Annotated in this window: 12 protein-coding genes; 6 read left to right on the top strand and 6 right to left on the bottom strand. The window is 42.3% G+C overall.

What is annotated here, in order from left to right; all coding sequences use genetic code 11:
• Positions 1–7: 7 nt before the first annotated feature.
• Positions 8–1,633 carry a RagB/SusD family nutrient uptake outer membrane protein gene (locus tag DFQ12_RS03235; RefSeq protein ID WP_120257581.1) on the top strand — a complete coding sequence of 542 codons (1,626 nt, stop codon included), beginning with the start codon at positions 8–10 and terminating at the stop codon, positions 1,631–1,633.
• Between the two features lie 141 nt (positions 1,634–1,774).
• Here DFQ12_RS03235 and DFQ12_RS03230 read toward each other — a convergent pair whose 3' ends face one another.
• From DFQ12_RS03230 to DFQ12_RS03220, 3 genes are all read right to left on the bottom strand, one after another.
• Entirely contained in the window at positions 1,775–2,977 is a 1,203-nt protein-coding gene (locus DFQ12_RS03230) for a dicarboxylate/amino acid:cation symporter (protein ID WP_120257580.1), read from the bottom strand.
• A 69-nt stretch (positions 2,978–3,046) separates the two neighbouring features.
• Positions 3,047–4,333, bottom strand: a complete 1,287-nt coding sequence (locus DFQ12_RS03225; RefSeq protein WP_120257579.1) for a CitMHS family transporter — start codon at positions 4,331–4,333, stop codon at positions 3,047–3,049.
• Between the two features lie 20 nt (positions 4,334–4,353).
• Positions 4,354–5,040 carry a DUF2490 domain-containing protein gene (locus DFQ12_RS03220; RefSeq protein WP_120257578.1) on the bottom strand — a complete coding sequence of 229 codons (687 nt, stop codon included), beginning with the start codon at positions 5,038–5,040 and terminating at the stop codon, positions 4,354–4,356.
• A gap of 153 nt (positions 5,041–5,193) precedes the next feature.
• On the opposite strand from DFQ12_RS03220, the gene DFQ12_RS03215 reads away from it, so the two are divergent.
• Both DFQ12_RS03215 and DFQ12_RS03210 read left to right on the top strand, forming a co-directional pair.
• Entirely contained in the window at positions 5,194–6,312 is a 1,119-nt protein-coding gene (locus DFQ12_RS03215) for a sensor histidine kinase (RefSeq protein WP_208642421.1), read from the top strand.
• A complete protein-coding gene (locus DFQ12_RS03210; protein WP_120257577.1) occupies positions 6,300–6,995 on the top strand; it encodes a LytR/AlgR family response regulator transcription factor in 696 nt (231 codons plus the stop codon). The genes DFQ12_RS03215 and DFQ12_RS03210 overlap by 13 nt, the downstream gene beginning before the upstream one ends.
• Positions 6,996–6,999: 4 nt before the next feature.
• Here DFQ12_RS03210 and DFQ12_RS03205 read toward each other — a convergent pair whose 3' ends face one another.
• The gene (locus tag DFQ12_RS03205; protein ID WP_120257576.1) at positions 7,000–7,191 is read right to left on the bottom strand and encodes a hypothetical protein; all 192 of its coding nucleotides are present in this window, start codon (positions 7,189–7,191) and stop codon (positions 7,000–7,002) included.
• Between the two features lie 117 nt (positions 7,192–7,308).
• Between DFQ12_RS03205 and DFQ12_RS03200 the strand changes: the two genes are divergently transcribed.
• The 3 genes from DFQ12_RS03200 to DFQ12_RS03190 are packed head-to-tail and all read left to right on the top strand — an operon-like array spanning position 7,309 to position 10,337.
• A complete protein-coding gene (locus DFQ12_RS03200; protein ID WP_208642420.1) occupies positions 7,309–7,617 on the top strand; it encodes a helix-turn-helix domain-containing protein in 309 nt (102 codons plus the stop codon).
• The gene (locus DFQ12_RS03195; RefSeq protein WP_120257575.1) at positions 7,614–8,843 is read left to right on the top strand and encodes a type II toxin-antitoxin system HipA family toxin; all 1,230 of its coding nucleotides are present in this window, start codon (positions 7,614–7,616) and stop codon (positions 8,841–8,843) included. Before DFQ12_RS03200 ends, DFQ12_RS03195 begins: the two co-directional genes overlap by 4 nt.
• A 9-nt stretch (positions 8,844–8,852) precedes the next feature.
• Complete coding sequence (locus DFQ12_RS03190) at positions 8,853–10,337, top strand: sulfatase family protein (RefSeq protein ID WP_120257574.1); 1,485 nt, start codon at positions 8,853–8,855, stop codon at positions 10,335–10,337.
• 60 nt (positions 10,338–10,397) lie between these two features.
• Here DFQ12_RS03190 and DFQ12_RS03185 read toward each other — a convergent pair whose 3' ends face one another.
• Positions 10,398–12,728 (bottom strand): GAF domain-containing protein, encoded by a 2,331-nt coding sequence (locus tag DFQ12_RS03185; RefSeq protein ID WP_120257573.1) that lies wholly within the window; start codon positions 12,726–12,728, stop codon positions 10,398–10,400.
• Positions 12,729–12,892: 164 nt separating this feature from the next.
• On the bottom strand, positions 12,893–13,954 hold the full coding sequence (locus DFQ12_RS03180) for a fatty acid desaturase family protein (protein WP_120257572.1): 1,062 nt from the start codon (positions 13,952–13,954) through the stop codon (positions 12,893–12,895).
• Positions 13,955–14,109: the final 155 nt, after the last annotated feature.

Below are 14,109 nucleotides of genomic sequence, written 5' to 3'. Positions count from 1 at the left end.
AGGTTATATGAAAAAGTTTATATATATAAGTTTATCAGTTGTAGCGGGTCTTTTGCTATCCGGCTGTGCGAAATATTTGGAAAGAGACAATCCGGTTGCTACGACAGATGATAAATGGTGGTCGCTAGAAAGCGATGTTAGAGGTTACCTCGATCAAATTTATGGCGGAATTCCGGGGGGATCGCTGAATTACTCCTGGCATTCAAATAGCTGGTCCTATTTAGATGGGCTTTCAGATAATATGATCTTTAAAGCCGATTTTATGGGGGATGTGACGAACATACCGCTCGGTTTAGGAACCACGTCAACCAGTATTTTTGAGCAGTATTATACCAATTCCTACAATTTTATACGGATGGCTTCCCGTCTGCTCGAACACTATGAGACCGCTTATGTTGAGGATCCTAACATTAAGAAAAGATATGCTGCCGAAGCAAGGGCTTTGCGTGCCTGGTATCATTTGATGTTGTTCCGGATGTATGGTCCTATCGCGATTGTCGACCATTCTCTTAATGCGGACGAATCTTTTGTAAAGAGGAATACGCAAGAAGAGGTTATCAGTTTTATTGTTCAAGAGCTTTTGACAGCAGAGAAAGACCTTCCTTCAAAATATACGGAAAACGATAATTATCGTTTTAATAAGGGCACTTGCTATTCGCTGCTATCTATTCTTCAGTTGACTGTTGGGAACTATAAAGAGGCTGCACGATATGCGAAAATTGTTATCGATCGAAAAGCCGAATTTGGATATGATCTGCACAAGGCGTCGGATCCGGCAACAAATAGCTATGCAGACCTTTTTACCTATAATGGGGTAACTTCACCTGAACGTATTATCTATAAAAAAGGAGCTAACACAGAGGCTTTCTTTAGAAATGCCCCGCGGAGTTTGGGTGGGCAGGCAGTCGGGTCGCCTACAGCATCTATCGTAAATGAATATGAAACCCTGCAGGGAAAAACCATTGCCGAACTCGGGGGTGATAGTTTGAAGATTTATACAAATGATCCCAATTATCGGCAGAATAGGGATAAGCGGCTGACGGTTTCAATCCTGCTACCCAATGAGACATTTATTAATCGGAAATTTGAGCCCTTTAAAAATGTCGTTGGCAATATTGACCTTATCGGGCAGACACAATCTACTCAGACGGGCTTTCTTGTCAAAAAATATGTAGATCCAAGTGATGTAAGTCGTCCATATAGTGGAGCACTGGGCTTCTTTGTTTTAAGGTACGCTGAAATATTGTTGACTTATGTAGAAGCCTTGGTCGAAGATGGTCAGTACAGCAATCCTGATGTTATTCTTTACCTCAATATGATCAGAAATAGGGCCGGTATGCCAAATGTGGATATACAAAAGTATAATACGAAGGAAAAACTGCGCGAATTGATCAGGCGTGAACGAAGGGTAGAACTGGCCTTTGAAGGAACAAGGTTATTTGACATTAGGCGTTGGAAAATTGCCGAAACTGTTTTAAATGGGTCTGTATATGGTGCAGTCAATCCAGCTACGCTAAAGCCATATGTGGTACAAACCAGGATTTTTCATCCAAAACGGGATTATTTATGGCCTATTCCTTTAAGGGAAACTAATGCTAATCCGAATATGGAACAGAACCCTGAGTGGAATTAATGCCGATGGACTGATCAGTAAGTGACGGACTATTCGCTTATTGATTTGAATAGAAATCAAAAAAGAGGGTGTTTATTTAGTCGTGGTTTAGTTGGGAGTGATTGGCGGGCGCGCCATCACTCCTTTTTTATGAAAACAACTTTACTGGCGTCGCTGGGCTATCTTGGAGATACTGGCTCCGGCAACGGCAATACTAATAAAGTTGGTGACCGACCGGGCTTCATTCATAAAACGGTCCACGCTATAGAGCAGGGCAATATCCGTTAAGGGAATCTTCCCGAATTTATTGAGCGTGAATATAAGTGCCAGAAATCCCGAACCGGGCACACCCGAAGCGGTCTTGGACGTAAAAGTAATAATAACAAACAACAACAGATAATCGCCAAAATCCATTGGAATCTGGTAAAACTGCACTAGAAAACAGCAGGCCACAGCGAGGTAGATGCATGCGCCAGCAAGATTAAAATTATAGCCCAACGGAATCACAAACCGTAAGATTTTAGGGCTATAGCCTTCGGATTCCAATTTCTCAAAAATAAGCGGAAATGCGGCTTTTGACGAAGAAGTAGTGATCACAAGCAGGATTTCCTCTTTGATGTTGACCAAAAAGCGGAGCAGATCAAATTTCAATACATAGGAGATCAACCCAAGTACAACCACGATAAATACAATATCTGCCAGGTATACGGTGGCCACAACCTTGCTCAGCGGCAATAAGGTATCTACACCATACACCGCTATCCCATAAGCGATATTACAGAGGATGATCAAGGGCAGAATAAAATAGAGGTATTTAATAAAGGTATAAAACAGCTGCTGTCCCTGGTCGAGTACGTTCAGAAAGCGGGTTCTTCTTTTTGAAAAATTCATCAGTATTCCCACGATAATGGAAAAACTAAGAAAGATACCGTGCCTGTTGACGTATAAAAAGGTATGTAATTGCTGATCATCCAATTCAAATTGATCGGGCAGGGAGGGACTGACTGCTGCAAGACGAATCCCAGTGTCAGCACCAGGCTGAATAATAAAGCCAAAGAAAAAACCCAATGCAATGGCGATCGTGCTGATTGTTATAAAATAAAGCAGCACCTGCCATACAATCCGACGCGCATTGCTGAGGTCTGCAAGCTGACAGATACCATGGGTCACCGCCATAAAAATAACAGGAAGGATAAGCATCTCCAGGATCATGAAAAAGTAACGGCTTACACCACCAAGTGCGCGGCTTACCTCTGGTGCAAAATACCCCATGGCAACACCGGCAATCAGTGCTAAAAACACGTATAATGTTAGATTTCTGAGGTAGGGGCCAGTAAAAGTTTGCTTTGCATAAAAGAGGTTCATCTGAAAATCGCGCTATCTTAATCTTTATTTTACTAGTGAAATATAATGAAATTATCTCAGATTGTAGGGTTAAATAGTGCCCAGCATGACGGCAGCCAATAACATAACAAGCGAGGATCCTATGGCCCATTTTAACGTGTACCGGAGATGGTCTGCATAATCTACACCCGCGAGTGACACCAATAAATAGGTGGAAGGAACCAGCGGGCTCAGCAGGTGAGAGGCCTGACCGACAAGACTTGCACGCCCCAGTATATCCGCTGGAATCCCCAGTTTATGACCTGTTGCGGCGACAATAGGCAGAATACCAAAATAATAGGCATCATTTGTCAGAAAAAAGGTGAGCGGCACGCTGAAAATCGCGGTTATAATACTCAGGTGCATGCCCCAGCCTTTTGGAACAATGTCAATCATACTATTGCCCATGGCCTGCATAATCCCTGTGCCATTGAGGATCCCTGTGAAAATACCGGCTCCAAAGATCATGCCTGCAACCGATAATGCATTGCCGGCATGTTTTGCCATTATTTTTTGCTGATCTTTTAATTTAGGATAGTTGATGACTGAAGCGATACAGAATGCCACCATAAAGGCAATGCCCAAAGGGGCGATATCCAGAATCATAACCACGAGCAGGATAAGGGTAAGCAGGAGGTTGATCCAGATTAATTTGGGCCGAAGTAGCGTCGGATCTAGATCGCCGGCGATGCCTGTGCTTGCGTATTTCTTGAATTTACCTTGTTTGGCAATGCGCCCCTTTTCCTTTACGCCTAAAATATAGGCCACAACTAACACCCAGCAAATGCCTATCGCCATAATGGGAATCATAGGAACAAAGATTTCGGTATGCCCAAGTTTGAGCGAACTCATTACTCGAGCGGTAGGGCCGCCCCAGGGAAGGATATTCATAATACCACCAGAAAGCATCACTATGCAGGTAAGCACCAATGGGTTGATGCCCTGTTTTTTGTATAAGGGCAACATGGCCGCAACCACAATAATATAGGTGGAGGAGCCGTCGCCATCGAGCGAAACCAGGGTAGTTAATATCGCTGTACCAAGGGTGGTTTTGACGGGATTATCCCCAACCGCCTTTAATATGATATTAACCAGCGGTTCGAAAAGCCCGGTGTCTATCATTAAGCTAAAATATAGAATGGCAAATAGCAGCATGACACCAGTCAACGCGATCTCCTTTACACCATTTTTCATCATTTCACCAAGATCGGGCCCAAAGCCCGCAAGTAGTGCTACCGAGACCGGAATTATGACTAAGGCGGTAATCGGTGTCATTTTCTTGAGCATAATCAAGAGCATAAAAATGACGATCATCAAAAAACCGAGGAATGTAAGCATAGCTAAGAATGTTTATGTTATTATTTGTTTTTTCTCCAATCGAAATTGTTTCTGTAGCCGACATAGGCATAGTTGCTGGGTCTGCCCGTCTCTACCTGATTGATCCAGGCAATTTCGACAGCGGCATTTTTACCCAGTTTCCGGCCGAAGCCCGCCGTCAGGCGATTGCTGTCAAAGGGTTCATCTTTTTTGGCATTCATCCGGATCTCATTCTTGAGAATGCCATAGTATTGTTCGGGTTGGCCAGCTTTGTTAAAGGGGATCCGCAATGAAATCAGGTAACGCAGGCGGAGCACAAACTCATTGGGGTTGTTGATAAAACGTTCTTCAACCCGAAAACGGTGCGAAACCGACGTGCGCCCGATATTTCCGCCTAAACTGACTTGCTGAAAGGGTCTTTTTTCGTAGCGTGTTCTTTTTCCACCGTCTGCTTTATAGGAATTCAAGGTGAGAAACATCGCACCCAATGCAGGTCTAACATCATCAGCAACCTCGTAATCCACGTAAGCCGAGACCAAAAACAAGCGCGTGTCATAAGCCAAATCAAAGGAACGATATTGCGACAGGGCCGTAAGGGTACTCTTGTCGGTCAGTTTCGCGGATAACAGGTATTGAAACCACATATTATAGGTATCACTGCGCTGCGCATACGCCAGCGGACTAAAGGCCAGCAAAATGATGGACATAAAAAATATCTTGATGCTCATGTAAGTTTATATTGGTATCCCTTTCACCCAAATATATTTATAAGCGGATTTGATAATTTTATTTTTCAATCAACGACAGGTTTTATCAGTAAACTGCAGTTTGACCTCCCAAAAAGATCTTATATTTGATTGAGTTGAAATCCAGGATAAACAATGCTGTTGGTTGTAAATATTGTCTTTTTATTATTGGTTTTTAGAATCTTGCTGAATTCCAGGATCCTCGAAAAACTGATGCAGTCGCATTGGGGGCTTTTGGTGAAACTGCAGCATATCTTTTTCCTATCGGTGCTTTTGTTGCTGTCGATCTTTACTGAAAATTACTTTCTGGATATACCGGAATTGATCTGGGGGGTGCTGGTTGTCTTTCTTTTCAATGTGGGGATCTATTATCTGGTCTATTTTTATCTTGTTCCACAGTTTTATCTCGCCAATAAATACCCCAAATTTATTCTCTATTCGTTGATCTGTTTTCTGGTATCAAGTCTCTTTCGGATTTTGCTGGAACCGGCGGTCTTCGACGTTCGTTTTGATGAAAACCTTTCCAATACAACCTTTCTGTTCAATGTATATATTGTACAGGGTATTGTAATCCTGGTTGCATCTTTTTTGGGGATCACAAAAGATAAATTTCTGATCGAAAAGGATTACGAAGATCTGGGGGAAGAAAAAGAAAAGCTGCACCTGGATCTGCTTAAATCGAAATTAAATCCGCACTTCCTATTCAATATCCTGAACAATATTTATTCAGGTAGCATTCGTTCAGCTGAAAATACCTCAGCGTCTATTTTACAGCTCAGTAAGCTGCTACAATATGTGATCTACGATACCAATAAAACCAAAATAAGTATCGCCCGGGAATTTGCATCGATTGTCTCCCTGATCGACCTGTATCAGCTCCGCTACAATAATCAGCTTAACATCCGCTTTGACCTGCGGCAGGAGGAAGCGCTGGAGCTTATTGAGATTCCACCAGCAATTTTCCTGACCATATTTGAAAATGCGCTCAAGCACAGTGCGCTTGGTATAGAGGCTGACAGCTTTATCACAATCAGGTATACCTTAGGAGAGCGTGAGTTTTTGTTTGAGGTCGAGAACTCCATGGCTGAACACAAAAATTTGTCGGATAACCTAACGGATAGTGGGCTGGGGAATACAGCAATTCTTTCGCTGCTGGAAAAATACTATCCGGAGAAATTTACTTTTAGGACTGGTCTACGTGAAGACAATAGCTACCAGACTAGCTTACAAATTGAATATTTATGGCAAGATTGAGCATAGTAGGGGTTGATGACGAATACCCGGCATTGGAGCTTATTGAGCACTACTGCAGTCAAATAGCGGATGTGGAGCTCGTAGCGCTATTTCAGCACCCAAAGGAAGCGTTAGACTATCTCACAAAGAACCCCGTAGATCTCGTTATCCTGGATATCAATATGCCTTTTATCAATGGCATTGATCTCTTATTGAACTTACCGTATAAGCCCCTCTGTATTTTTCTGACAATGGAAACCCAATATGCTGTAAAGGCCTTTGAATTGGATGTAATCCATTACCTGGTCAAACCGGTGGATTTTGCGGGCTTTAACAAAGCGATTTCAAAAGCAAAGGATTTCCTGCAGTTCCGCGATTCGATGGAAAAAAAGAAAAAGGAAGAATACATCATGTTTAAATCGGATTATATCATGAACAAGATCTTGCTGGCGGATGTCCGATGGGTGCAGGGATGTGGCGAGTATATAGTGCTTGTTACGCCTTTTAAAAAATATATGATCCTTGATCGCATGTCAAACTTTGAAGAAAAATACCGCGACCTCGGTTTTATCCGTATTCATAAATCCTATATTGTACTGGGAGCCCATATCACCTCCTATGATATGGCTTACGTCCATTTGAAAGACGGGGAGAAGCTGCCACTGGGCCGGACCTATAAAAATCAGCTGAAGAGTCTATTCTAATAGGCTATTTCTTTTTAATATAGATGTATTTTATGCCATACCAAGCCACTTCATCATGCTCATTTTTCATCTCTTCAGGCCCTTTAAAAAGATATTGATTGTCATTAAAATAATAGGAATAAGATATTTCACCCGAATTGTGACCATTTTCGGCATATAAGTACCTATAAATCCCTCCATTTGTCCTATTATCCAATATTTAGGTAAATCAATAGCATATCGCCCGCTTAGGTATTTATTTCATCAACATATTTTATTATATTTGTACTACAATAATATTAGTAACTACTATTATTTACTAATAAATACTATTATGATATCACTTATATCTATCTCTAAAGCGCAGCAGAAATTAGCCAAAAACGTTCGGGACAGGCGTCTTTCCATGGAATTGACACAGGCTGGTTTATCTAAACGATCGGGGGTTCCCTTGGCTACTTTACGAAAATTTGAACAAACAGGGGTTATTTCACTGGAGTCCTTTTTGAAACTTTTAATGGTTGTCGGTGGGATAGAAGATATCCTTAATGAGCTAAAACCAGTAAAGCCGAACTTTACATCGATTGATGATGTTTTGAAAGATACAACGCAAATATCACGGAAAAGAGGAAGTAAGCAATGAATTATCCAACTGTAGAAGTTAAGGTCGGATTGGATTTCGGAGCTGAAATCCAGCGCGTAGGACGTTTAGCCATTCGAGACGGGGTTATCTATTATGAATACGATATGGAGTTCTTACAGAAAGGTTTGGAGATCTCACCGTTCCGCTTGCCTTTGCAAACGGGCGTTGTCGCGCTTCCGCGCCAACCTTTTGAAGGCTTGGCCGGAGTCTTTAGCGATAGCCTACCGGATGGATGGGGACGATTGCTTTTCGACCGTTCAGCAAGATCAAAAGGCATATTGCCAGCTCATCTTTCACCACTGGATCGCTTGGCTCATGTCGGACGGTTTGGTATGGGAGCTTTGATTTATGAGCCTGATCATAGTCCTGACGACGCTAATGATTTCATTGATCTTGACGCTTTAGCAGAACAAACTCAGGAAGTATTAAGAGGAACTTCTGAAGATGTAATTGAGGAGTTACTGGCCTTGAACGGCTCATCCGCAGGGGCTCGCCCGAAAGCACTGATTGGTCTTGATGGGAAGAGACAGCATATCGTCTATGGCGCCAAGCAGCTCGATATGGAGTTTGAACATTGGCTCGTTAAATTCCCGAACAGCCAAGATGGCCATGATGCTGGCGCCATTGAATATGTTTATGCATTGATGGCGAAAGAAGCAGGTGTTTTAATGCCTGAGGTACATTTGTTACCTTCGCAAAAAGGAGCTGGATATTTTGCCGTTAAACGTTTTGATAGGGATGGTAATCGGCGCCTACATATGCATACCGCAAGTGGATTATTGCATAGTGATTTCAGAACACCAGCATTAGATTATGAAGATTTGCTCAATTTAACGGGCGCACTCACAAAAGATGTCCGAGAAATAGAAAAAATGTTTCGCCTCGCCGTCTTTAACGTATTGGCGTACAATAGAGATGATCACGCTAAGAACTTCAGCTTTTTAATGGACGAATGTGGTGAATGGAAACTTGCGCCCGCCTATGACCTTACATTTTCCAGTGGGCCGAATGGCGAGCAGAGTACAATGGTAATGGGCGAAGGCACCAAGCCCACAATCAGCCATTTGCGAAAACTCGGGCTGGGAGCAAAACTATCCAAACAATTGATAGAAGATAGCATCGAACAAACAAAAAATGCCTTGGATAAATGGAAAGAGCTGTCCAACTCCTTTCATATACAAACTTCAACAATTGAGTTGATTTCAAAGCGATTAAATAAAGATTAAAAGCAAGAAATGAAGAAAAACCTTTTCGCAATTGTGGCTCTATTGATTTGCACATCGCTATCGGCTCAGAATACGCCCAATATTATTTATATACTCGCTGATGACCTAGGTTATGGCGATTTAAGTTCCTTAAACAAAAATTCTAAAATCAAAACAATCCATTTGGATAAGCTGGCTGCTGCAGGGATGGTATTTACAGATGCACATACCTCATCTTCTGTCTGTACGCCTTCGCGTTACAGTATACTCACGGGACGATACAACTGGCGGACGTCCCTTCAAGATGGTGTATTATGGAGTTATGATCCACCACTTATTGGCAAGGAACGTGCTACGGTAGCTTCTATGTTGAAGAAAAAAGGATACCATACTGCTGCTATAGGGAAATGGCACTTGGGGCTTGGCTGGCAGAAAGATGCTGCAGGTGAAGTTGACCTGATGAAAACTATTCAAGACGGACCAACTTCCCACGGATTTGATTACTTTTTTGGCATCACGGCTTCCTTGGATATTCCACCCTATGTATACATCGAGAACAACAAAGTTACTGCTACTGCAATAGATACCATTGCAGCAAGCCCTGGTCCGGCATTCTGGCGTGAAGGGCCTATTGGCAATGATTTCAAGCATGCCGAGGTATTACCGCATCTGACGCAGAAGGCTGTGGACTATATCGGTGAACAACAAAAGGGTAAGAAGCCATTTTTTCTCTATTTTGCACTTCCTTCGCCTCATACCCCCATTCTCCCTACAGCTGACTATATCGGAAAAACTGGCACTACTCCTTATGGTGACTTTGTGTTGATGACCGACGCTGTGGTCGGCCAGCTCGTACAGGCTGTTGAAAAGGCTGGACTGGCACAAAACACGCTTATTATTTTCACCAGCGACAATGGTGCTGCGCCAGCCGCCAACTTAGAACAGCTTAAACAAAAAGGACATTTGGCGAACTATATTTTTCGGGGAAATAAAGCCGATATATATGAAGGCGGCCATCGTGTTCCCTTTATTGCCAAATGGCCGGCGATGATTCGTGCCGGGGCAGTAAGTGAAGCCACCATATCCTTGACTGATTTTATGGCAACCGCTGCGGCATTGACCGACCAAAAATTGGCAGCCAACGAAGGCGAAGATAGTTTTAGTCTATTGCCACTATTTAAGGGTGCAAAAGGTTATCAGCGTAAATACACGATACTCCATTCTATTTCTGGAAACTTTTCAATCCGCCACGCAAATTGGAAACTGGCGTTTTCCTATGGATCCGGTGGCTGGAGCGCCCCCGATGAAAGCAAAGCCAAACAGCTCAATATGCCCGCTGTTCAGCTGTACAACCTATCAGCAGATATTTCAGAAAACAATAATTTGAAAGCAAAGTACCCATCAATGGTGGAGAAAATGATCAAAGAACTCAATAGAATCATCGATCAGGGCCGGAGTACCCCTGGACCAAAAGTGAATAACGATGTAACAGTGGATTACGAAAAGTACCTGTAGCTAAAAGTTGAAATGGAAAAAGGTAAACAAGTTCGATAAAGGGATAAAGTCTCGGGAGACTTAACGATTATCCTGCACTTTAAATCCAACGCGAATCGCTTTGAGTCCGATCAGTCCCTGTAAATCCTCAACTTCAAATTTTTCGATATCGTCATTCAATAAACCTTTGTGTTGAAGCAAGTTGATGTACCCCAAGTACTCCGTCTCTTCATGAACATGTGAATAGACAATGACCAATTTTCCTTTCTGGGTAATACGCTCTGTCGAGCCTTTGATCTTCGCTTTGTCAATACGTTTTTTCGCGATTTCATAACGTACATTGTAGGATCCGTCGACATCAAACTGTTTTTCATCCATTTTGAAACGGATGGAAATCGGTGTTGCAAAGACCAGTATCAGCGAAGCCACCTCCAGCTGGTGCGGTAGTGTTGGCTGCAGCACTCTAAACTGACTTTCCATTTCGCACATGACCTGCAATTGCCACAAGCGCAAATTTTTGAGATAATAGAGCTCAAAGTTTCTATCCGGCGCAATGGAAGCACCAATATAGAGGTTATGCTCGATGCCATCTGTTTTATAGCGCTCGTAATAATGCGGGAAATAATCCTGTGCCTCGACTTGCTTTTCGTCGAGGATCATGACCAGCTTTTTATTGATCAGGGTGATCGAGTTGTCGTAATCCTGACGTGCCTCATAAAATCCGCCCAGGGCTGGGTTTATTCGATCGAAATAGGCATCAATAGCCGCAACGATGGGACTAGTTTTATTGCTTTTCCGAAAGTTGTCCAGAATGGGATGTACATCCAGATTAAAATGATCCAGGATAACCTGTTCGGTATCGGTGGAAAGTGAATGGTCAAGTGTTTCCAGATTCCGCTCCAAGTCAAAGACCTTCTGCTCAAACAGGGGCAAGCTATGCTGCTCGTTTATCGCAGTGAAAAACGCGATCAGGTCTGTCGCCTGATTGATGAGATCCTGCTTAATAGCTTGATTTCTGGATTCCGAAGAGCCCTGTACGTCAATCTGGCCATAGAGCGGATACACATGTTCAAAGACGATCTCCTGTAAGGTATAATCCTTTCCAAAAGCTCTATCATTGAGGTAATGGATTGCCTCTTCCTGAAAGCGCCATTTGACACTGGGATGAATCGAGGTATATTCTTTTTGTATGATCGCTTCAATCTGGTTCTCTGTTTCAGAAAATGCCTTGGATACTTTGTCTTTTATAAAAGGTAAAACAACGTCGAGTTTATTGGCATTGACCGAATTCAGTGCGCGCACCTTGGAGGAGGACATCTCCAATATACCGAGTACTTTGTCATCCTGTATCAAGGGGACAAAGATAAAGCTCTTCACATGCTGCTGTTTGAGTTTGTTAATAAAAAATGCTTTTTTGGGGTCTACTGTAGGTAATTTATCGATGTCCGGGACAACCAGCAGCTCTTCTTTTTTAAGCATATTTTCTAACGTTTCATTACAGAGCATCTCCTGACATTCGGCAATAGTCGAATCGTAAAGCAGATGGCTGTACAACTGTTTTTCAACGATTCTCAAATTAAACTCTTCCCTGACTTTTTCAAAGGAGGTCAATCCGATCCGTAGATCATCTATTTTGTAAATGGATCTGAAAATATCCTGAATTTCTTCCATCTGAGCCGCTTTGTCTTCACGTAGTAAATTACTTTTGAAGCTTGACACGGCATTCTCCGTCGTCGCATCAAAAAGGGTCATGATGGCGAAACCTTTCAGAATCCAGCTTTGCTCAGGGAATTTGGATTTCCATAGGGCGATATCTGAAAAATTGTCAATCAGCTCAATAATGTCCGCCTCGGAAAGCTCTAATGCACGATCTGTCGGAATAATATCCATAAAATCGGCATTGAACAGTACCCGGTAATGATGCATGATATTATTTTTATCCGGAATATCCAAGAATATCGGTGTATCCATGGCATCCACTTTTATACCATAGTACTGACTGATGATCATACAGCAATTCAGAATATAATAGGTATCCGGAGCGATATCACGGTAGCTAAAATCGTAATGATCGCCGGCATCACGGAGGATATTGTCTAAGCGTTCGCTATGATTGAAGGTATACAGATAGAAGGGAATCGTAACGGCCTTTATTTCGTTTTTAGTCAACGATCTGGGGAACAGATCTGCTAAAAGGACTTTGATAATAGGCTCATATTGGTGTAAATCCTCGGTTTTTTCAATTCCGTTGACCAGTGCCGGATATTTTTTGATCTCTTCCAGCAAAGATTTCGCATAAGTAGCCTGGAATTCAACTTCGGACGATGCCGTTTCCTCAAAAGATTTGATAATCTTATGAAAAGCGATCAGGGTCTTAAAAGGACTGGAATCAAAGGTGAAGTTAAATTGCATAGCGCTTGTTTCTGAAAAATTAGCTAATTATTGGGTTCACACAAAAGTATAAAATAATCAGCTATTGCATACGCACTTTTTAACAAATAACAAGAGGCTTAATTGATCGGCTCCGCCGGACAATTATTGTTGCCTCGCGGAGCTACATCAGCATTGCTTTTAGATTATCTGGACATCGAATGGATAACGCCGATATGCGACCGGAAAGCCGCCCAGAATGTTTTAAATTCGTTATATTGTAATTTATACTCCTTACAGGTTTGTTTCACAATACGATTGAGCGCTGGGTAATGTACATGGCTAATCTTTGGAAACAAGTGATGTTCGACCTGAAAATTAAGGCCTCCAAGCAACCAGGTCAATACTTTGCTCTTGGTAGCGAAGTTAGCTGTTGACTGAATCTGATGGATCATCCATTCTTCATCCACGCGTGAGGCCTCGATGGTCTTGAATTCTGTTCCCGAAACCACATGGGCCAATTGGAATACAGTTGCCAGGCTCATTCCACAGACCACACCGGCAATCAATAGGCCGAGAAGCGTAGGCAGCCAGCCGACAAATATAACGGGAACAACCACAAATAGCGTAAAATGGATGAGCTTACTTACCCAAAAAATAATACGCTCCCTGACCGGAAAATGAAAACGCTCCGTATCATTGCCCATACGGCCGCGGAAGTATTTTTCGTAATCCTGATAGAAGATCCAAGCGAGATAGGAGATACCGTACAAGAGCGGAAAGTAAAAGCGCTGGTAGCGGTGATGTTTTTTTAATTTTTGATCATGGTGTATGCGCATGAATTTAACCTCGATATCATGGTCTTCACCGTCAATATTGGTATAGGTATGATGGGCGATATTGTGTTTGAGTTTCCAGAAATAGATGTTGCCGCCCAAGAGATTGAGTGAATAGGACAGGACGGTATTCAATCGCTTATTGTCCGAAAACGAATTGTGGCCCGCATCGTGCATAATATTGAAACCAATCGCAGCGAGGTTGGCCCCGAAAATGGCGCATAATAGGATCGCAACGCTCCAATGAAGCGGCACGAATACCAAAAGAATATAGAGTAGGATAAAGCTCGTCAATAGGATGGAAGCTTTTAAATAAATTCTTCGGTTACCCGTTTTTTGCTTTGCTGAATGAATAAAATAGTGATTGATTTTTTGCTTTAAAGCTTTAGAAAACAATGTATTTACATTGTCGAATTTAACGGACTGGGACATGTGATTTTTTGCGCGGGAGATATGCTTGTGCTTAAATTCCAATCTTTAGTGATTGAATAAGGTGAAGTTACAAAATATAATTGATCATCAATGTATAAATAAAGTTAAATTTCATCACAATTGAGGAAATCAAAAATCGTCTATTATTCCAACCT

Source organism: Sphingobacterium detergens (genome assembly GCF_003610355.1).
GTDB lineage: Bacteria > Bacteroidota > Bacteroidia > Sphingobacteriales > Sphingobacteriaceae > Sphingobacterium > Sphingobacterium detergens.
The sequence above is the reverse complement of the archived record's forward strand: the minus strand, read 5'-3'. Positions and strand labels throughout refer to the sequence as shown.